General features: G+C 64.5%; 15 protein-coding genes. 8 read left to right on the top strand and 7 right to left on the bottom strand.

Annotated elements, in window-relative coordinates; translation table 11 throughout:
* Window positions 1–18: 18 nt before the first annotated feature.
* The gene (locus ACR4XJ_RS07130) at window positions 19–1215 is read left to right on the top strand and encodes a sensor histidine kinase (RefSeq protein ID WP_434754571.1); all 1197 of its coding nucleotides are present in this window, start codon (window positions 19–21) and stop codon (window positions 1213–1215) included.
* 105 nt (window positions 1216–1320) lie between these two features.
* On the opposite strand, the gene ACR4XJ_RS07125 is transcribed toward ACR4XJ_RS07130, so the two are convergent.
* On the bottom strand, window positions 1321–2052 hold the full coding sequence (locus ACR4XJ_RS07125) for a DUF3313 domain-containing protein (RefSeq protein WP_434754570.1): 732 nt from the start codon (window positions 2050–2052) through the stop codon (window positions 1321–1323).
* A 381-nt stretch (window positions 2053–2433) separates the two neighbouring features.
* On the opposite strand from ACR4XJ_RS07125, the gene ACR4XJ_RS07120 reads away from it, so the two are divergent.
* Entirely contained in the window at window positions 2434–4098 is a 1665-nt protein-coding gene (locus ACR4XJ_RS07120) for a hypothetical protein (RefSeq protein WP_434754569.1), read from the top strand.
* A gap of 248 nt (window positions 4099–4346) precedes the next feature.
* Here ACR4XJ_RS07120 and acs read toward each other — a convergent pair whose 3' ends face one another.
* Entirely contained in the window at window positions 4347–6350 is a 2004-nt protein-coding gene (acs, locus tag ACR4XJ_RS07115; RefSeq protein WP_434754568.1) for an acetate--CoA ligase, read from the bottom strand.
* A gap of 456 nt (window positions 6351–6806) precedes the next feature.
* Here acs and ACR4XJ_RS07110 point away from each other — a divergent pair, with 456 nt between their 5' ends.
* The 4 genes from ACR4XJ_RS07110 (at window position 6807) to ACR4XJ_RS07095 (ending at window position 12979) form a co-directional block, all read left to right on the top strand.
* Window positions 6807–9482 carry a GNAT family N-acetyltransferase gene (locus tag ACR4XJ_RS07110; protein ID WP_434754761.1) on the top strand — a complete coding sequence of 892 codons (2676 nt, stop codon included), beginning with the start codon at window positions 6807–6809 and terminating at the stop codon, window positions 9480–9482.
* 182 nt (window positions 9483–9664) lie between these two features.
* Window positions 9665–10021, top strand: a complete 357-nt coding sequence (locus ACR4XJ_RS07105; RefSeq protein ID WP_434754567.1) for an ATP-binding protein — start codon at window positions 9665–9667, stop codon at window positions 10019–10021.
* A gap of 575 nt (window positions 10022–10596) precedes the next feature.
* A complete protein-coding gene (locus ACR4XJ_RS07100; RefSeq protein WP_434754566.1) occupies window positions 10597–11748 on the top strand; it encodes a hypothetical protein in 1152 nt (383 codons plus the stop codon).
* 7 nt (window positions 11749–11755) lie between these two features.
* Complete coding sequence (locus tag ACR4XJ_RS07095; protein WP_434754565.1) at window positions 11756–12979, top strand: hypothetical protein; 1224 nt, start codon at window positions 11756–11758, stop codon at window positions 12977–12979.
* Window positions 12980–13087: 108 nt separating this feature from the next.
* Here the strand turns inward: ACR4XJ_RS07095 and ACR4XJ_RS07090 are convergent, their stop codons facing one another.
* The 5 genes from ACR4XJ_RS07090 to ACR4XJ_RS07070 all read right to left on the bottom strand — a co-directional run bounded on the left by ACR4XJ_RS07090 (window position 13088) and on the right by ACR4XJ_RS07070 (window position 18538).
* A complete protein-coding gene (locus tag ACR4XJ_RS07090) occupies window positions 13088–14743 on the bottom strand; it encodes an aldehyde dehydrogenase family protein (protein WP_434754564.1) in 1656 nt (551 codons plus the stop codon).
* A 208-nt stretch (window positions 14744–14951) separates the two neighbouring features.
* Window positions 14952–15815, bottom strand: coding sequence for a glycosyltransferase (locus ACR4XJ_RS07085; RefSeq protein WP_434754563.1), 864 nt, complete (start codon window positions 15813–15815; stop codon window positions 14952–14954).
* A gap of 147 nt (window positions 15816–15962) precedes the next feature.
* Window positions 15963–16709: a chemotaxis protein CheD gene (locus tag ACR4XJ_RS07080; protein WP_434754562.1), complete on the bottom strand. Its 747-nt coding sequence runs from the start codon at window positions 16707–16709 to the stop codon at window positions 15963–15965.
* A 177-nt stretch (window positions 16710–16886) separates the two neighbouring features.
* Window positions 16887–17162 carry an HU family DNA-binding protein gene (locus ACR4XJ_RS07075; RefSeq protein ID WP_333504500.1) on the bottom strand — a complete coding sequence of 92 codons (276 nt, stop codon included), beginning with the start codon at window positions 17160–17162 and terminating at the stop codon, window positions 16887–16889.
* A gap of 311 nt (window positions 17163–17473) precedes the next feature.
* Entirely contained in the window at window positions 17474–18538 is a 1065-nt protein-coding gene (locus ACR4XJ_RS07070; protein WP_434754561.1) for a metal-dependent hydrolase, read from the bottom strand.
* Window positions 18539–18895: 357 nt separating this feature from the next.
* Here ACR4XJ_RS07070 and ACR4XJ_RS07065 point away from each other — a divergent pair, with 357 nt between their 5' ends.
* Entirely contained in the window at window positions 18896–19552 is a 657-nt protein-coding gene (locus tag ACR4XJ_RS07065) for an HAD family hydrolase (protein WP_434754560.1), read from the top strand.
* Between the two features lie 96 nt (window positions 19553–19648).
* Window positions 19649–20722 (top strand): TVP38/TMEM64 family protein, encoded by a 1074-nt coding sequence (locus ACR4XJ_RS07060; protein WP_434754559.1) that lies wholly within the window; start codon window positions 19649–19651, stop codon window positions 20720–20722.
* Window positions 20723–20787: the final 65 nt, after the last annotated feature.

Here is a 20787-nt window from a genome sequence, read left to right as displayed (position 1 = left end):
GAGGAGCCCGAGGGGAGCATGATGCGCGCCCTGCTCGTGGATGACGAGACGGCCTTCGCCGAACTGCTGGCCGAACGGTTGCGTGCGCGCGGCATTGCCGTGCGCACCGCCTACGACGCCGAATCCGCCCTGGCCCTGCTGGACGCCGGAGAGGAATTCGACGTGGCCGTGCTGGACGTGTGCCTGCCGGGCGCCAGCGGCATCGACCTGCTGCGGCGCATGAAGGCGCGCCTGCCGCTGGTGGAGGCGTTGATGCTCACCGGCTCGTCCGACGTGCGCAACGCGGTGGAGGGCATGCGCCACGGGGCGTTCAACTACCTGCTGAAGCCCGCCGACATCGACGATCTGGTGCGCGAACTGCGCGCCGCCCACGAGCGCAAGCTGCGCCAGGAGGAAAACGCCCGCATGATCGAGGCGGGCAAGCTGGCCTCCATCGGGCGGCTGGCCGAGGGCGTGGCGCACGAGATCAACAACCCCGTGAACATCATGACCAACGCGGCGGGCTGGATCGAGGACCTGCTGGACGAGCCGGACCTTGCATCCAGCCCGCACGCGGCGGAAATGCGCCGTTCCGTGGTCAGGATCAAGGCCCAGAGCCGCCGCGTGCGCGAGATAACCCGCAAGCTGCTGTTCTTCGGCAAGGGGCTGGACCCGCGCCCCGGCCCGGTGCGCGTGGCCGACCTGCTGGGCGAGGCATTGCGCCTGCTGGCCGACAGGGCCGCCGACCTCGGCGTGGCGGTGCGGCTTGACGTGTCGCCGGATGTGTCACCGGACATGCCGCTGCTGGTGGCCCCGCCCGTGGAACTGCGCCAAGTGTTCGTGCACGTGGCGGAAAACGCGCTGGACGCGGTGGAATACGCCCAGCCCCCGGTGACCGAACGCGAGCTTGCCGTCACCGTGCGGGTGGAGCGCCCTCTCGACAGGGCCTCTGGAGACGCCGCCGCCCCCGCTCCCGGCGGCGAACTGTGCATCGCCTTCCACGACACGGGGCACGGCATTGCGTCCGAAGTGCTGCCCCACGTGTTCGAGCCCTTCTTTTCCACCCGGCCCGTGGGGCGCGGCATGGGCCTTGGCCTGTCCGTGGCCGTGGGCGTCGTCACCGCCCTTGGCGGGTTCATCGACATCGACAGCCAGCCCGGCGACACCACGGTCACCCTGCGCCTGCCCCTGCCGGAAGCACCGGCCGAAGCGCCCCCGCCCGCTTGCCAGGGGTAGGCCGCCCTTCCCGCCCGTCCCGCCTTCCGCCCTTGCCTCCGAAAAGAACCAGCCACGAGGCGATGCCGCGCGGCTGGTGGTGGTGCGGACCGGAATCAGGCGTATCTACTTTCCGTGCAGGCGGTTCCAGCCTCTGACGAGGGTGGCCGCGCTGGCCTCCACGCCGCTGCGCGCGGCGTCCCAGCGGCCGAAAGCCCGCAGCGGGTCCAGCCCGGTCACCGAGCAGCGCTCCGCGAAGCTCAGCAGCCGCGCCCCGGTCTCGGAATCGGTCAGTTCGCCCCCCAGGGTGATGTTGCCCATCAGGGCCGCCCTGCCCGCGTCGTCCAGCCGCGAAAGATCAATGCGCCCGAAGGGCGTGTCGTAGGCCGCGTCGCCGGGCACCACCTCGGTGGCCTGCATGCCGAAGATCATCAGCCGCAGCCGGGCCACGCCGGGGCCGGGCTTGTCGGTCACCTCCCAGCCGCCGCGCCGCAGCGCGTCCACGAAGATGTCGTGGGTCATGAAGGTCATGTCGGCCTTCTCCTCGATGGACGCCCCCTGGAAGGTCTCCGGCCGTTCCTCGCGCAGCACCACGTGCTCCATCTGGAACTTCGTGTACCGCCGCAGCAGCGCCGGTTCACGGGAGTACAGCATGCCGCCGGTGGTGGGGTGCTCCAGCAGCAGGGGCGCATCGGCGGCCGAGGCCGCAGGCGCGGGTTCCACGGCGGCGGCCTGCTGCCTGCACGCGCACCCCGCCAGAACCAGCGGGATCAGGAGGGTCAGCAGCAGGACGGCCGGACGGATGCGGCCCGGAACCTGCGCCGGGGTGCGGAACGAACACGGGGGGAACACGCGCATGGAAACCTCCTGGGGTGTCGATGAGCCGGGGCAACCCGGCCGCCGGACCGGGAAAGGGGCCGGAACCATACGTCAATCTAGCATCTTTTCACGATGCGCGGCAACCGGGCTAGTTTTTCCGTCCAGCAGCCATCCGGGCGCACAATTCCCTTCCCACCGGCGGCCGCCTGTGCGACCATCAATGCGGCCTCTTCCCCACGCCGCGCCGCCGCCACCTCGCCGCGCTCCTTCCGCCGGACCCAGCGCCCGGCATCCATCCCCCTCCCCGCGCCACCGCCACCGCCAGCCCCCACCTCCGTCGCCCCATTGCCGCGGCTGTCGGGCCATGCCCGCCGCACCGCGCCGGGTCGGTCACCCGGCCGCTCAACCACGGGGGCACCCATGGCAGAACCGTTCCGCATCGCGCTTGCGTCGGCAGGGGCAGTGTCCGGCGGTCCTTACTCCGCCGGGGTCATCGACTTCTTCATCGAAGCGCTGGACGCCTGGTGCGCGGCCAAGGCCCTGGGCGATGGGGGCGTACCAGGCCATGACGTGCGCATCGAGGCCGTTTCCGGCACCTCGGCTGGGGCCGTGGCCGCCGGGCTGTTCCCGGCGGCGGTGATCCGCAGCCGCAAACCATCGGGCGGGCGCACCCCGCCGCTGCTCTGGGAGGTGTGGGTGAACAGCCTGGACCTGCTGCAAGGCAACGGCAACTCACAAGGCTTCCTCGGCATCTCGGACATGCAGGACAACGGCGACGCCATTCCCTCGCTGCTCAATGCGCAACGGCTGGACGCCATCGCGGAAAACGCCTTCAGCATGCCGTGGGACGAGCATTTCGTGTACCCGCCATGGCTGTCGGCCACGCTGCGCATCCGGGTCTGCGTCACCAGCCTGCCCGGCGTGCCGTACCGCATTCCCATGCGCGGCACCGCCCGGCAGTACGGACACGATATGTTCCTGCACGGCGATTACGGCGATTTCCTGTTCGCGGGCACGGACGCGCCGCCGCAGACCGGCGTGACGCCCGTGGACCCGCGCGGCCCCCTGGGCTGGCCGGTGTTGCAGAACTGGGTGCTGGCCAGTTCCGCCTTTCCCGTGGGGCTTGCCCCCCGCTGCCTGCACTCCGGCGAACCGGTGTACGCCGCGCGCGCATGGCCCGGATACGGCCCCGAGGGATGCGAAGCGTTCAAATCCGAAACGGCGTTGCGGCCGGGCGAACAGTTGCAGTTCCCCGCCGTGGACGGCGGCATGGTCAACAATGAACCCTTCGAACTGGCCCGGCAGGTGCTGCTGGGCAGCGTCTGCGACCACCTTGACCGCACAGGGGACAAAGCCTGGGGCACCGTGGTGCTCATCGACCCCTTTCCCTCGCCATACCGCGAGGAAACCCACCTGCCGCTGCGGCACCTGCGCGCCGACATCCTCGACATGATCCCCCCGCTGCTGGTGGCCATGAAGCAGCAGTGCCGCTTCAAGCCCGCCGAACTGGAACTGGCCGGCGATGGCGAGACCTACTCGCGCTTTCTCGTGGCCCCCGCCGGTGGCGGCCCAGGCGGCAAACGGGACGGGGACGACGCGCTGGCGGGCGCGGGGCTGGGGGCCTTTGCGGGCTTTCTTGCCCAAGCCTTCCGCGAACACGACTACCAGCTTGGCAAGCGCAACGCGCAGCAGTTCCTGCGCCGTCACTTCGCCCTGCCGCTGGGCAACCCCCTGTTCGCGGGGGACCGGGCCCGCTACGCCCCCGGCGGCGACCTGCAAGACCTGCGTGCCGAGTGTACCGAAGCGGGCGAGCCGGGCCATGCCCCCATCATTCCACTGATGAAACCGCTGCGGCAGGAAATCACGCTGCCGCCGTGGCCGAAGATATCCGAGGGCAACCTGGAACACATCATCCAGGCCATGGTCCCGCGCATGGACACCCTCGTGCAACGGCTGGGCCGCAAGACCTGCCGGACCGCGCATGCCCTTCTGGCGACCGCGTGGACGGTGTACCTGCGCCGCAAGACACGAAAGAAGGTACTGGAATACCTTGCCGGGGCAATGCGGCAACGCGAACAACTGTAGCGACGGACCACCCCCTGGAATGCCGGGGCTCAAAAAAATCGGGAGCCAAAAAAATCGGGAGGCGGACCGGCTTAGCCGATCCGCCTCCTTCAGCGGGAAGGGGGAGAGAACATTCAGGGGCGCGGCATATGCCGCGCCGCCCTGGTGGCCGGCCACCCGCGCCGGACATCGCCGCACGTCCGGCGCGGGTGTGGGTGCCGGCGGATGGAGCGCCCCGCCGCCAAACGGGCCGCCCCACCTTGCTATGGCTAATGTCCGGTAAGTTGGACCCGTCCTTCGATCAGATCCTGCACCACCCCCGGATCGGCCAGGGTCGAGGTGTCGCCGAAGTCGGAGCCCGCGCCCGACGCGATCTTGCGCAGGATGCGCCGCATGATCTTGCCGCTGCGGGTCTTGGGCAGCCCTTCGGCGAACTGGATGACCTCTGGCGTGGCGATGGGGCCGATCTCCTTGCGCACCCAGGTGCGCAGGGCGGCGCGCAATTCCTCGGTCTCTTCGGTGCCCGCCGCCAGGGTGACGTAGGCGTAGATGGCCTCGCCCTTGATGGCGTGGGGCATGCCCACCACGGCGGCCTCGGCCACCGAGGGGTGCGCGACCAGGGCGGATTCCACCTCCGCCGTGCCCATGCGGTGCCCGGAAACGTTGATCACGTCGTCCAGCCGCCCCATGACCCAGGTGTAGCCTTCCTCGTCGGTGCGGGCGCCGTCGCCCGATTCGTACATGCCGGGGAAGCGTTCGAAGTAGGTGGACTTGTACCGCTCGGGCGATCCGAACACCCCGCGCAGCATGCCGGGCCACGGCTTGCGGATGACCAGGTGCCCGCCCTCGTTGGGGTCGCAGGGGGTACCGTCGGGCTTCACCACGGCCGCGTCCACGCCGGGCAGCGGGAAGGTGGCGGAACCGGGCTTGAGCGTGGTGGCATAGGGCAGCGCGGAAATCATGATGCCGCCGGTCTCGGTCTGCCACCAGGTGTCCACGATGGGCAGGCGGCTTCCGCCGATGTGCTCGTGGTACCACATCCACGCTTCCGGGTTGATGGGCTCGCCCACCGACCCCAGAATGCGCAGCGAGGACAGGTCGTGCTTCTGCGTCCAGTGCGCGCCTTCGCGCATCAGGGCGCGGATGACCGTGGGCGCGGTGTAGAAGATGTTGACCCGGAACTTTTCCACGATGCGCCAGAACCTGTCCGGCCCCGGCCACGAGGGCACGCCCTCGAACATCAGCGTGGTGCCGCCAAGGGCCAGCGGGCCGTACACGATGTAGCTGTGCCCGGTGATCCAGCCGATGTCGGCGGTGCACCAGTACACGTCGTCGTCATGCAGGTCGAACACCCACTGGGTGGTGTGCGCGACGTAGGTCAGGTAGCCGCCGGTGGTGTGCACCACGCCCTTGGGCTTGCCGGTGGAACCGCTGGTGTACAGGATGAACAGCATGTCCTCGCTGTCCATCTTGGCGCACGGGCAGGCGGAATCAAGGGTGCGGTCGGCCATGACCTCGTGCCACCACAGGTCGCGCCCTTCGCGCATGGCGCAGTTGCTGTGGGCCCGGTCGACCACCACCACCTTCTCCACGCTGGGGCAGTCCTTCAGGGCCTCGTCCACGTTGACCTTGAGCGGGATGGACCGCCCGGCGCGCAGCACGGCGTCCGCCGTGACCACGATCTTCGCCTCGCAGTCCTGAATACGATTTTGCAGGCTGACCGCCGAGAACCCGGCGAACACTATGGAATGCACCGCCCCGATGCGCGCGCAGGCCAGCATGGCCACGGCCAGTTCGGGAATCATGGGCATGTACAGCGAAACGCGGTCGCCCTTCTGCACGCCAAGGTTGCGCAACACGGACGCGAACCGGCACACCTCGTCGTACAACATCTGGTAGGTCAGCACGCGCACGTCGTCTTCCGGCTCGCCCTGCCAGATGATGGCGGCCTTGTTGCGGCGGCCGTCGGTCAGGTGGCGGTCCAGGCAGTTGTACGCCACGTTCAGCGTGCCGCCCTTGAACCATTCGATGCGCGGCTCGCGCATGTCGGCGTCCAGCACCTTGTCCCACGGGGTGAACCAGTCCAGCAGCTGCTTCGCCCGGTCGCCCCAGAAGCCCTCGGGGTCCTTGTCGGCGCGGTCGCGGTGGGCGAGATATTCGTCCATGCCGTTCACGTGCGGGCGGCGGCGGTCACCGGAAGGCGCGGCGGGCGGCGCGAAGTGGCGCTTTTCGTCCATCATGCTTTCGATCTTGTCGGACTTGTTCTGGCTCATGCCGTTGCCTCCGTTGGTTTGGCGGTATGCCGGTCTTTCCGGTCTGTCCGGTCTTTTCGATCCGGCCGGGCCTGTGGCGGTGGCCCTGTGGCGGCCATGCCCGTTCGTGCGGCGGGGCGTGGCCTGCACCCCTTGTCTAGCGAGGTGGCGACGACATGCGAAGACGTGCGCCACCCCCTTTTCGGTGAACGGTCGTCTCGCGCCGGTGAAATTGACTTTTTGCCGGTGGACGGAAAGAATGCCCCCAATGGTGCGCCCATGAACGGCGCATGACGGCCCGTCACCGGACGGGAACGGCACGCCCCGGCGGCGACAACCGCCCGGCAAGGCGGCCCGCCGCCACGACCGCGCACCGCACGACGCCGGGCATCCGCCCGGCGCGCCCGCACCTGCCCGCACGCGGCGGCACGACGGAAGGGGGTTCGCACGGTGGCCACGCAATCGTCCCTTGAGCAGATGTTCAAGCCCAACTCCGTGACCGTCATCGGCGCCACGGCCACGCCGGGCGAGCCGGGCTGCGTCATCATGGAAAACCTGATGTCCGGCACCTTCCTGGGGCCGGTGCTGCCGGTGAACGAAACGGGCGAGGCCGTGGCGGGCATGCCCGGCCACACGGCCATCGACACCCTGCCGCTGACGCCGGACCTCGCCGTCATCTGTTCCCCGCCCGAGACCATTCCCGGCTACATAGAAGACCTGGGCAAGCGCGGCACCCGCGCCGCCGTGATCATGAGCCGGGGGTTCTTCCGCTTCGACCGCGAACGGCGCGAGGTGCAGCGGGCCGCCCTGTTGCAGGCCGCCCGGCGCTGGGGCGTGCGGGTGCTGGGTCCCAACTGCCTGGGGTTCATCACGCCGTCGGTGGGGGTGAACGCCAGCCTGGCCCCGCGCCAGGCGCTGCCCGGCAAGGTGGCCTTCGTCTCGCAGTCGGACTCGCTGTTCACCTCGGTGCTGGACTGGGCCACGTCCAAGGGCATCGGCTTTTCGCACTTCATCGCCCTGGGCGACCGCTACGACGTGCACTTCAACGACGTGCTGGACTACCTGAACAGCGACGTGAACACCCGCGCCGTGCTGCTGTACATCGAGACCATCGACAGCGCGCGGCGGTTCATGTCCGCGGCGCGGGCGCTGGCGCGCAACAAGCCGGTGCTGGTGATCAAGGCGGGCCGGTCCGAGGCGGCGGCCACGGCGGCGGCCGCGCATTCCGGCATGCTGCTGGGCGCGGACGAGGTGTACGACGCCGCCTTCCGCCGCGCGGGCATGCTGCGCGTGGCCGACATCGACGCCATGTTCGACACGGTGGAAACGCTGGCCCTGGCCAGGCCGCTGAAGGGCGACCGGCTGGCCATCCTGACCAACGGCGGCAGCCCCGGCTTTCTGGCCACCGACGCCCTGTTGCAGGGGCGCGGCAAGCTGGCCGAGCTTTCCGACGAGACCTGCCAGGCGCTGGACAACGAACTGGGGCGCGACTGGTCGTACTGGAACCCGCTGATCGTGCGCAGTTCCGCCGACGGGGCCATGTACGCGAAAGCACTACAGATACTTCTGGATGACAAGGGCGTGGACGCCGTGCTGGTCATGCACGTGCCCACCTTTTCCGTGCCCAGCGACGAGGTGGCGGGCGCGGTCATCGAGGTGGCGCGGCGCAGCCGCAAGCCGGTGCTGACCAGTTGGCTGGGCATAGACGACGCCACGGAAGCCCGCCGCAAGTTCGCCGCCGCCGGGGTGCCCACGCACTTCACGCCGGACAACGCGGTGCGCGCCTTCCTGAACATGGTGGAGTACCGGCGCAACCAGGACACCCTGATGGAAACGCCGCCCTCGCTGCCGGAAGCCTTCGACCCGGACGTGACGGCGGCCCGGCTGGTGGTGAACGACGCGCTGGAAGCCAAGCGCATGCTGCTGACCCCGGCGGAGGCCCACGCCGTGCTCACCGCCTACGGCATCCCCGTGGCCGAGACGCGCCACGTGAAGACCCCGCGCGAGGCCGTGGAGGCGGCGGCGGAGATCGGCTACCCCGTGGCGCTGAAGGTGGAATCGCCCGACGTGCCGCGCACCTCGCTGGCCGGGGGCGTGGCCCTGAACCTTTCCAGCGACGAAGAGGTGATGGACGCCGCCCTGTCCACCGCCAACAACGTGTGCGACCAGGTGCCCGGCGCGCGCATGGAAGGCTATGCCGTGCAGCGCATGTGCCGTCTGGCCGGGGCGCACGAACTGGCCGTGGAAACGGCCACCGACCCGGTGTTCGGCCCCATCATCCGCTTCGGACAGGGGGGGTCCATGGCGGAAGTGCTGGCCGACCGCCAGACCGCCCTGCCGCCGCTGAACATGGGCCTTGCACAGGAACTGGTATCGCGCACGCGGGTGTACCGCCTGCTGCGCGGCAGCGGCCACAAGGCCCACGTGAACCTGGAGGCCGTGCGCCTGCTGCTGTGCAAGGTGTCGCAACTGATCATCGACATTCCCGAAATCTTCGAGATGGAGATAGACCCGCTGTTCGTGGACGCCGACGGCGTGGTGGCGCTGGATGCGCACATGCGCATCGCCTGGTCCACCACCACCGGCACGGACCAGCTGGCCATCCGTCCCTACCCGCGCGAGCAGGAGGAATGCGTGAGCCTGCGCGACGGGCGGCACGTGGATCTGCGGCCCATCCGCCCGGAAGACGAGCCGGAGCACTGGGAATTCGTGGAGAGTCTGTCGGCGGAAGACAAGCGGTTCCGCTTCTTCGGCAACGTGGCCAAGCTGCCGCGCGCCGAAATGGTGAAGCTGACCCAGATCGACTACGACCGCGAAATGGCCTTCATCGCCAAGGGGCCGGACAACAACGGGGTGGTGCGCACCCTGGGCGTGGTGCGGGCCATGGCGTCGCCCGACAACAGCGAGGCGGAATTCGCCGTGGCGGTTCGGTCGGACCTGAAGCGGCAGGGCCTTGGCAAGCTGCTGATGCAGAAGATCATCCGCTACTGCAAGGCGCGCGGCACCAAGCGCATCGTGGGCGCGGCCCTTGGCGACAACAAGTCCATGGCCGAGCTTGCGCGGTCGGTCGGGTTCATCGTCAGCAAGGACTACGACGAGGATATCTGGCAGTTGGACTTGCCGTTGGAGGATGGGAAGGGGGAGGAGAATTGAGGCAACCCCTAAAGCTATTTTTTATATAAAATCCACTTTCATTAAATTTTAAATATAGATACCATGTGCGCACAAACACAGTACATGTTCTTCTAGCTTGTCGGTTGCAAAGGCAACCATTTGAAACCCCCTCGCGGCCATTGCTCTTTTATAGTAGTACAATTTAAGGCAGGATAAATTCCATGAACTTAAATTCAAAAATTCGTGTTAGTGGAAACATCATAAGTGAACTCTCCGAGAAAATACCATCCAACATAATCGCCCTCAATGAATTGATTAAAAACTCGTATGATGCCGGGGCTTCATATGTGACTATTAATTTGGATACAGAGGCACGAGAACTACTCATCACTGATAATGGTTCTGGCATGGATGCCGAGGACATTAACACTTTATTCCACATATCAAATAGCAAAAAAAGTATGGAACAATTAATGAACATGGACGTTACACCCAAGGCTCGAAAGGTCTTGGGTTCCTCTCAGTTTTTAAATTTGGACAACATGTCGAGTGGACAACAAAAAAAGACATTGGTCTAAAGTTTAAAATAGACTTCAACGACCTTGTCACAGCTGACGACATCACTGAGTATAGCATTAACATAGAAACAGCATATGTTCCAAGCACTGGAACAAACATCAAGATATTACTTGACCCCTACAACGCAAATTTCTTCAAAGAATATTTTGCAGACCCCAAAAATTACAAAAAAATAATCTGCGCTTTTGATGATAAAGAATTTACCATAACACTCAACATCGACTCACAAACGCAATCTAGCAGCACCCAAAAGGAATTTCTCAAAAACGCCGCAGACCAACAGCTCTTTCACGTAACATACAACAGTAAAAACAAACTCATAGCATTCTACCATAATGGTCAAGCAGCGATCGTTAAGAATTACGAGTTCACATCAAAACGCTACAATCTCGATATCGACCTATTAATCTTTCATTTTTTGCCCTACGGCAAAAATCAAATTGATCCCTTATTCTTTAACCCGCAGGGAGACCTTACTCCACTTTTATACGTCAATTCAAACCTATTCGCCAACTACACACTGTTTGACCCTGGAATAATGAAAAACATTCGGTCTAGTCACGTATTAAACCAAATGATTGGTTACGTAAGAATTACAAGCGATGATGAAAAAATCAATTTTAACTCTGACCGCACTCAATTCTTACAAAATGAATTGACAGAAAGCATGGCAAAGTTTTTGGCAGAACTCAACAAAGAGATACAAACGATCGGGTCTGAAAATAAAGCATATCTCGCCAAATTCAACTTCATCACCAGCTCAATAATCCCCTATGAATACAGGGGCATAAAAAACAAAAAAACGTTTAAGACCTTTATCGCAGATGACTTCAAGTTTAAAGATGACGTCACCATAGACATCAGCGAAGACCATGTCACCTATCGACTGTTCAACAAAGAAAAACGCATTTACATTGCACAAGAAAAACCAAAACAAAGCCCCCCTCTACGACCAGCAAAAATCACCCTCGCAACAAAAAGCGACGCGTTCCCTATCCCATCACCACAAATTAGCTTACGCGACTACATCTCTTCCGCTTACGACAGCGAAGGAAAGCTTATAAGTCACAGCAACATATCTCTCCGCGAAAATGGTATCGACATAACAAGCGGCATCCTTTGCTCGATAACAACGCCATGCAAAAAAAGGATAGATTACATATTTAACGATAAAACGGGAGTTGTTGTAGAACAACTCTCCATTTCATTCTACGAAGCTCAGTCCGAAGTCACTGGCGGCCCGGACATCTCGACAAAACTAATCACGTTGCCATCAAAAGAAGGATACTCAATATCATTTAATCCACACATAGCAAAACTTATTGGCCAGATAAACAATCTCGAACACTCAGAGAACATGGAGATAATAAGTTGTTCACTACGAGCACTATTTGAAGTAAGTACAGACTGCATCATCAAGTCTGCAAAGCATTCAAACATTATTATCGGCAGCGACCTCTCACAAAAAGTCATCTCTGTCATCAATTACATCAAAGACCACCGCAGCCACATGACAGAAATATCATTGTCTACAAAGATCGATTTCAATAGCCTTAAAAACATGCTCAACCCACAAAAGTTTCAAAATTCGATAGAAGCTGCTCACCTTGGAGCTCACAAAACGACCACCTATCTGACCTTGAAAACACTTGAAGATGTCGCTAAAGATGCTGCACTTTTTGTTGTTCTGACCAATGAAATTCTAACAAACACAAATATCGTGTGATTCAACTATGTTATCAGACATCAGCTTCAAAAACTACAAAAAGAGCGAGGATATCCACGGGACAATCCTATATCCTGCCATAATGGTGGCACCCGTACAAAAGAACATCATATCCGATCTGATGCGCCGGGAGGACATCCAATCTGTCTTTGATCCGTTCCACGGCTCAGGAACTGCTCTATACGAAGCCGCACAGCTAGCACACGAAATCCAAATAGTTGGATGCGACATTAACCCTCTTGCAAATCTTATTACCAAAGTAAAGTTACAAGGGGTTGATCAAAACATAAGAGAAGACATCCTTCAACTCAAAGACATGCTTAGTTCACATGGGAAAAAATACAATTACACATTTCCAAATATGTATAAATGGCTTCGAGAAGATATTGTCGCATCACTCTCTCGCATCAGAGATGCAATCATAGAAATTTCTAACGAGCAAAACAGGCTGTTTTTTTGGTATATGCTATGCGACATTATCAGAAAATACAGCAATACGCGAAGCTCTACATACAAACTCCACATAAAAGAAATTGAAAAAATACAGTCTATCGATAACGACGTGGTGAAAAGTTATATCTCTGCAATTGACAACAACGCTGACAAATTCAAACATAACACGTGGAACTTCACACTCCACAAGTGTGACATACTCGACCTTCTCCCCAAATTAAATGCCGCAAGCTTCGACCTTTCAATCACATCCCCTCCTTATGGCGATAACGCAACTACTGTACCCTACGGACAGTTTTCTATGTTAGCACTACACACTATCGACAAAAAAGATTTAGAACTCGAAGGGTGGGAATTTGAAAACTATTCAATTATCGACTCTAAAAGCTTAGGAGGGAAAAAAAGAAACGCAAACCTATCTCCATACCAGATGTCGCTCCTAGAACCTTTTCTAAGCAAAATAGCACCAGCTAAACATAGAAAAGTTTTGGTGTTTTTTGAAGACTATTTTAAATTTCTCGACGGACTATGCAGGGTTACAAAAAAATATATCGCATTAACGCTCGGGAACAGAACAGTAGACAGAGTTAGCATAAACCTCACAGACATCACCAAACAATATTTAGAGACTAAAAAATTTCAAAAACTTGTACACGCCACACGTGAAATCCCCATCAAGAGAACGCCTAAAGTAACATCTCTTGTTTATGAAAAGCCTGTTTCTTCGATGAACCACGAATTCATTATGATATACGAAAAAGAAAGATTTGTGGCCTAATACTCTCGCAAGAGTATTTAAAGGGCAATACAACGGCCCGCCGTTTCCGGCGGGCCGTTGCTTTTCCCGTCCACTCTCGCGGCACGCGACCGCAACCGCCCCACCCCGCTACAAAATGAAATCATTGGACAGGAAGTTGGACCGCCTATCCCTGATGATACTCGTCAAAATCTCCTTGTTGGCGTCCGTGCCCTTGGCCGCCACCAGCGTGCGGATGGAGAAGCAGCGCAGCGCGTCGCTGACCGAAAGGGTGCCCTCGGCCGAGTCCTTGCGTCCGGTGAAGGGGAAGGTGTCCGGCCCGCGCTGGCACTGGCTGTTGATGTTCACCCGGCACACCTGGTTGACCATGGGGTCGATCAGCCGGGCCACGTCGTCCGGGTCGTTGCCGAAGATGCTCAGTTGCTGTCCGTACTGCGAGCCCACCACGTAGCGCACCGGCGTTTCGATGTCCGTGAAGGGGATGACCGGTATCACCGGGCCGAACTGCTCCTCGTGGTACACGCGCATCTGCGGCGTGGCCGGGCAGACCACCGTGGGGTGGTACAGGGTTTCGGCGTGAATGCCGCCGCCGGTGTTGGCCACCCGGCCGCCGTGCGCGGCGGCGTCGCGCACCAGATCGTCAAGGTACGCGGCCTTGCCGGGCACCGGCAGCGGGGTGATGCGCACCCCTTCGTCCCACGGCATGCCGATACGCAGCTTGCGGATGCCCTCGTCCATGCGGGCCAGGAATTCGTCCAACCGCTTCTGATGCACGAACAGCATCTTCAGCGCGGTGCAGCGCTGCCCGTTGAACGAGAACGCGCCCTGCAACGCCTCGGCCACGGTCAGGTCCATGTCCGCGCAGTCCAGCACGATGCCCGCGTTCTTGGCGTCCAGCCCCAGCACGCAGCGCAGCCGGTGGGGGTGCGGGTGGGCCAGGCGCAGCGCGTCCGCCGCCGTGCTGGACCCGATGAACGCCAGCACGTTGATGCGGCCCGAGGCCATGATGGGCTTCACGATGCGCCGGTCGCCGTGCAGGATGTTCACCACCCCGGCCGGGAAGGCGTCGCGGAAGGCTTCCATCAGCGGCGAATACAGCAGCCGCCCCAGGCGCGGCGTCTTGACGATGACCGGGTTGCCCATGATCAGCGCGGGCATCAGCGTGCAGAAGGTCTCGTTCAGCGGGTAGTTGTACGGCCCCATGCACAGCACCGGCCCCAGCGGCGCGCGGCGGATTTGCGCGTAGATGCCCTTCTCGATGACGAAGCGCGACGAGGCCCGGTCCAGGTCCTTCAGCGCGTCGATGGTGTCGCGCAGGTATTCCATGGTGCGGTCGAATTCGCCGCTGGCATCCTGCCACGACTTGCAGATTTCCCACATCATGATGCGCACCACCTCGGTGCGCCGCGCCGCCATGCGCCGGGCGAAATCCTCCACATGGCGGATGCGCCCGGCAACGCCCATGGTGGGCCATGCGCCCATGCCGTCGGCCCAGGCGCGGTCGGCGGCGTCCACGGCGCGCAGGGCGGCGGCCTCGTCCAGGATGGGGCAGCTGCCCAGCAGGCGCGGCGCGAAGCCGCCAGCGCCCCCTGTCTCGCCCACCTCGCCGATGGGCGAGAACACCTGCTGCATCTCGCCGGGCCATTCCTCCAGTGTGCCGTCGATGAGGCAGGTGCGCTGCTCCATGGGCGCGAAGGCGTGGGCGGCTTCCGGCAGAGGCTGCCCGGCCACGGGAAACAGCCCGCGCAGGCTTTCGGCGGTATGGACGGCGGAAGTGGACGACATGGAAAACTCCTTCATCCGGCGGCGGGCCGGGCTTGCGGATACGGCGAACGGTACGGGAACGGCCGTGGCGGCGTGACTGCGTGACTGGGTGACGGGGCCAGCATAGCAGGGTTGCGGGCCGATGGCAGCAGGGAAGGCGAAGCGGGGATGATTATGAAGCGGGGCGACGGGATGTCGGGCGGGTTCGGAAACGGCGGGTGGACGCGCCCTACCCCGCCGCCTCCCACGCGGCGGCCTGCTCGCGCTCTTCCGGCGTCAGCAGGTCCAGCCAGCGGCGGCGGAATTCCGCGTAGTGGTTGATGCGCAGGTCCTTCCACAGGGCGGGTCTGGTGTCCCACGGCTTGGGGCCGTGAAAGTGCACGATGCGCGCCCGCGTCAGCGCGTCGGCCCGGTAGGGCGGGCAGTTCCACGAAGGGTCCAGCTTGGTCACCCGTTTGCCGAAGAAGTAATTGAGCAGCGACTGGTCCAGGTTGCCGATGCGGTGCAGGTTCTGCACGCAGAAGGCCAGGAAGTTGTGGACGTGGTCGTGCCGCCGCAGCCGGGCCAGGTTGAACAGCACCACCCCGCTGCTGAAGGTCCAGATGGGGAACGGCAGGGGCACCACGTAGCGGCGGCCGCGCCATTCATAGTCCAGCTGTTCGTGGGCGTGATGGAAGGGGGCCGTGGCCTCGCGGGCCATGGCCATGTACGGCGGGCGGATGTGCTCCGCGCCGCCGGATGCCGCGTCCCCCCCCGCATCTCCCAGAATCGGCTGGTGGAAGTACACGTCGGCGTCGCAGTACAGCACGTACTCGTCGTCGGCCAGTTCCGGCAGCAGGGCCAGTTCCAGCTTCAGGAAGGCGCCGATGCAGCGGTGGAATTCGCGCGGGGCGTTGTGCACGCCGATGACCGGGGTGTGCCGGGCCAGTTGCACGCCCTCGGCGCGCACCGCGTCCATGACCGCCGTATCCTTGCCGCCGTACACGCACACGCAGGGGGCCGCATCGCCGTGCAGGCGACGCAGCGAGCGCACGGCAGCGCGCATCATGAGCAGGTAGCGGGGATTGTCGTCGATACAGAAGACGATCTTCATGCGGCAGGGGTCCGGCGTGCGGGTGCGTGGGGAATGGGGGTCTGCTCCCGCTCGTAGCCCATTTCCGGTGGCAAGGCCAGCGTGCGCGGGCGCTCCGGGCACCGGACCGGCAAGGTCCGGCGGGACATTGTACCGGGGAGCGTCGCGTCAGGAGGCGTCGCGTCCGCCGCCTGATCCGCCGGGGCCGGGGCCATCCTGCCCGCCCTCCGCGTCCCCGTCGGTCCACGGCGCGGTGCGGGAATCATAGGACCACGCGGGCGGCTCCTGCCTGCCGTCCCGGCCACCGCCTCCCTGGCCGTTGCGGCCCGCGCCGCGCCCCTGCTCGGCCAGGCTGCGGCGCAGCAGCTTCACCCACACCTCGCCGGTGCCGGCATGGAACAGCAGCTTGCGGCCGCGTTCGCCCAGCACGTGCTCGCCGGACACCACAAGCCCCCTGTCGCGCAGCAGATCGCGGGCCACCTGCACGTTGCGGCCGCCCACGTCCACCAGCGTTCGCACCAGCGACTTTTCTTCGGTGTTCATGCTGAACGCGCCGCCGAACAGCTTGGTTTCGATCTCGATGACCGGCACGCCCTTGCGGATGAAATGGGCCAGCACCGCCTCCACGGCGGTGTCCACGTACTTGCAGGGGTTGCAGTCGAAGTCGCGGCTGCCCTCGGCCGAGGGCAGCATGGCGTGAAAGATGCCCGCAAGCCCCGTGGGCCGATGGAAGAACGTGGCGGACACGCACGAGCCGAGCACCGTGGCGATGATGGCCGGACGCCGCGCCACGATGCCCTCTCCGATGCGCAGGTGCAGATGGCGCAGCCGTTCTTCCGCCAGTTCGCGCGGCATGACCGCCGGGACAGGACATGACCTGTGCCCGTGCAGCGTATCGTCCGTGCCGTCGCCCATCGTTCCCCCCTGTGCCGCCCACGGGCGGCACGCATCCCCTGTCTTCACGCGCCCCCAAACCGAATGCGAGCGCTCGCGCAGCCGGCCCCCGACCGGCGGCGCAACCGCCCGCCTGGCGGCGCGAACCGCGCCGCCCCACCATCCACGAAAACGCAAAGCCCCCGGAAGCCCGGCCCGCTACGGATTCAGGAGATCCTTCAGTTCCTTCCCGGCGCGGAACACGGGCAGCCGCTTGGGCGGCACGGCCACGGAATCGCCGGTCTTGGGGTTGCGGCCCTTGTAGCCCCGGTACCCCTTGATCTTGAACGAACCGAAACCGCGAATCTCCACGCGGTCCCCTTCCAGCAGCGCATCGCGCACGCAGTCGAAGAAGGTGTTCACCACCATGGTGGCGTCCTCTACAGGCAGCTCATGCTCTTCGGCAAGCGCTCGTACCAGTTCGCTCTTGTTCACGTGGACCTCCAGTCGGACCTGTCCGTGCGGGGCATGGCGTTTGGTGCAGGGCCGCCGCGCGCGCCCCGGAACCCCGATGCGGCGGCACTATGTGCGAAGCATTATTCCTGACGGCATGTTACGCGCGCATCCGGCACAGTGCCGACATGGTTCGCGCTCCGCCGGACGGAAGTTGTGCGGGTGCGCCCCGGCTGTCGCCGCATGGCGTCACCACGCCCTTCTCCCCAATATTCCATCAATATCGCGTCCCCCACCACGTGACAAGGGGGGTGGACGCATTTCATCGGCCCGTGCACGGCGCCATGCCGTCGTCAGCGCGTCGCGGGCACCCAGCCGCCCCCGTCACCCCCGTCGCTTCCCCCGGCGCTGCGCCCCTGCACGAAGCGGAACCCCTCCAGCCGCCCGTCGGCCGAAAGGCGCGCCCACAACTGGAAGGGCACGCCTTCGCCGCGCAGCATGCGCATGAACGGCACCGTGGAGGCAAAGCGCAGGTCGCGGTACGTGACCACGGGCGCGCCGTTCTCCTGCCGGGTTTCCTGGGTCATGAACATGGCGAAGCGGCCGTACACCCGGAACAATTCCTCGGCCTCGGACAGGCGGCGGTACAGCACCGGATCAGGCTTGTCGAACAGTTCGAAGGCCAGGGGCGCATCCGGGTTCAGCAACTGGTAACGGGCCATGCCGTAGCGGCGGCCGTCGTCCACCACAACCTTCCAGTTGAACGGGGCCAAGGCTTCGGGGATCACCGCCACCGACACGGGCGGGACGGGCTGGGCCGCCAGTTTCGCCACCAGGCCGGACTGCACGTGCCGCTGCACGGCCAGCGAGGCGCCGGGCCACAGCAGCGTCCAGGCCAGGCCCAGCGCGGCAAAGGCGCGCCGGTGCGTCCGGCCCATGGCCGCCACGATGCACGCCAGCATGACCAGGGTCATGACCGGGTCGATGATGAACACGGCGGGCAGGGCCGCCCGGTAGTCCGAGAAGGGCAGGAACACCTGCGTGCCGTAGGTGGTGATGCAATCCAGAAAGATGTGCAGCAGGATCAGCGCGTAGGCGGTCAGGGCGTAACGGGCGTAGCCCCAGGTATGCACGCCGCCGCGCGGACTTTCATCAGCGGGCGGTCCCGACGGCGCGCGCCGCAACAGCGGCAGGAACAGCAACGCCATCAGCAGCGCCATGACCGCGCCGCCCGCGAAGGAATGGGTGATGCCCCGGTGCAGGGTCAGGTAGGCCAGCGGCGTGGAGCCGAAGAAGACGTCCGCGTCGGGCAGCACCGCGCAGATCAGGGCAAAGGGCATGAACCAGCGGCTGCGCCGGGTTCCGGGCAGGCTCATGGCGACAAGCGCGCCGCTGGCGAGATGGGTTACCGGGTCCATGGGGCGACCTCCGTGGGAAACATGGGGAGTGGCGGCGCGGGCAAGCGGGGGGGGCGGGAGCGGCCCGGCCGGGAGCGATGGGGGAGGGAGGAGGAACACGGCGCACGGCGGAGCGCCGCACGGGGTTCCGCGCCGTGCGGGCCGTGCCCCGGATATATCGTCATCGGCGCGGCGGATGGCAAGATGAGGGGGCGGCGGAACCGCCCGCCGCGGCTCCGGTTGCGCTTTGCCTCCGCGTGGTTATCCTGAACGGGTTGCCGCCCGCTCCCGCAGCCGTTCCGTGGAGCCCGGCTCCATTCCGGAAACGGGCGCGCGGCGCATGCGGCCGCGAGGCCCCGCAGCCACCAAGGATAGCCCATGACACACTCGCGCGGCAATGCCGCCCCCATCATCGACGTCATCTTCTTCGACTTCAGCGGCGTGCTGGCCGAGGAAGGCTTCATCGAGGGCCTGCGCGCCATCGGCCGGGCCCAGGGCCTGGACCCCGAGGCCACCATGCGCACGGCCACCGACCTGTGCTACGCCACCGGCTACGTCAACGGCCGCACCGGCGAGGCCGCGTGGTGGAACGCCGTGCGCGCGGGCACGGGCATGACCGGCACCGACGCCGCCCTGCGCGCCGAGATCATGAACCGCTTCGTCCTGCGGCCGGACATGCTGCGCGCCGCCGACGCGGTGCGCGCGGCCGGTCTGCGCACGGCCATCCTCAGCGACCACACCAACTGGCTGGAGGAAATCGACGCGGCCCACGGCGTGTACCGCCACTTCGACCGGGTGTTCAATTCGTTCCGCGAGGGGTTGAACAAGCGCGACCCCGGCTTCTTCACCCACGCCACGGGCATCATGGGCGTGGACCCGGCGCGCGCGGCCTTTTTCGACGACAACGCCGGGCACATCGGCCGGGCCGCGGCGCTGGGCATTCATGCCCGGTTGTTCACCGGACGCGGAGCCTTCCGCGCCGACCTGGCCGCGCTGGCCCCGCAGGTGGCGCTGCCGGAAGGCTGGCCGGGGTAGGACCGGCCCCGGAACAGGGCCGGAGGCCGGGACGCAAAGCGTCCATTGCCGGCGATCCGTCACCCGGCCATCACCGTTCCGCCACGGGCATGAGCCATGCTGCGCACGGTGGCGCTTCCGCAACGGAAGCCCGCCCACACCCGGCAGGCAGGCCCGCCCGTGCGCATCCCCCGCCCCACCGCACCCCCACCCCCAGCCCATGCCCCCCGCAACCCGGCGCACGCGGCGCGGCGCATCCCGTGGCCGCCGCGCGGCGCGCTGGCCATGCTGGCGCTGGCTGCCACCCTGCTGGCACTCCTGGCACTGACCGGGCACTTCCCGGCCGTGGGACCGGACCAGGCCCTGGCCCTGCGCGACCGGCTGCTGGACCTGCACGCCCGCCACCCCGTGGCCAGCGTGGCCGCGTTCGTGGCGGGCTACGTGGCCATGACCTCCTGTTCCATCCCCGGCGCGGTGTTCCTGACCCTGACCGGCGGGGCGGTGTTCGGCTTCGGCATGGCCCTGGCCGCCGTCAGCGTGGCCAGCACCACCGGGGCCTGCCTGGCCTTCCTGAGCGCCCGGCACCTGCTGCGCGGCATGGTGCGCCGCCTGTGGCCCCGCCAGTTGGCGCGCATCGACGCGGTCATGACGGAAGGGGCGGAAGGGGCGGAAGGGGACGGCAACGACAGCCCGGCGGCGGACGCGGGGGGACAAAACTTGGGCTGCCCGGCGGAAACCGGTGCCGGAGACGCCCGGACCGCGAGTACCACCCGAGAGGATGCCACCCGAGCCGGAACCGCCGTCCGCGCGCCCTCGTCGGCCCGCGCCTCTTCGGACCTGCCCCCTTTCGAGCTGCTCTCGCCGGGCGCGCTGTGCCTGCTGGGCCTGCGCTGCGTGGCCGTGATGCCCTACTGGCTGGTGAACCTGCTGTTCGGGGTCACCGCCATGCGCCTTTCCACCTTCGCCACGGTCTCGCTGGTCGGCATGGTGCCGCTGAACGCCGTCTACGTGCATGCCGGGGCGGAACTGGGGTGCATCCGCCACCTCGGCGACATCCTGTCCCTGCGCACCGGCCTTGCGCTGTGTCTGCTGGCTGTGGTCCCGCTTGTGCTGCGCCGTGCGTTATGCGCGTTGAAGGCCCGACGGTGCGCGGGCAACCGCTGCACCCCCGCCCCGAAGCAGTCCGGATAGCGGTATCCGCAGAGGCCGAATATCCACCCCTCGCCGCCCCCCCTGCCTTGCCCGGTTGCCAGCGC

Origin of the sequence: Nitratidesulfovibrio sp. D1 (genome assembly GCF_051133415.1) — a bacterium.
GTDB lineage: Bacteria > Desulfobacterota > Desulfovibrionia > Desulfovibrionales > Desulfovibrionaceae > Cupidesulfovibrio.
This window is presented reverse-complemented; position numbering and strand designations above follow the sequence as displayed.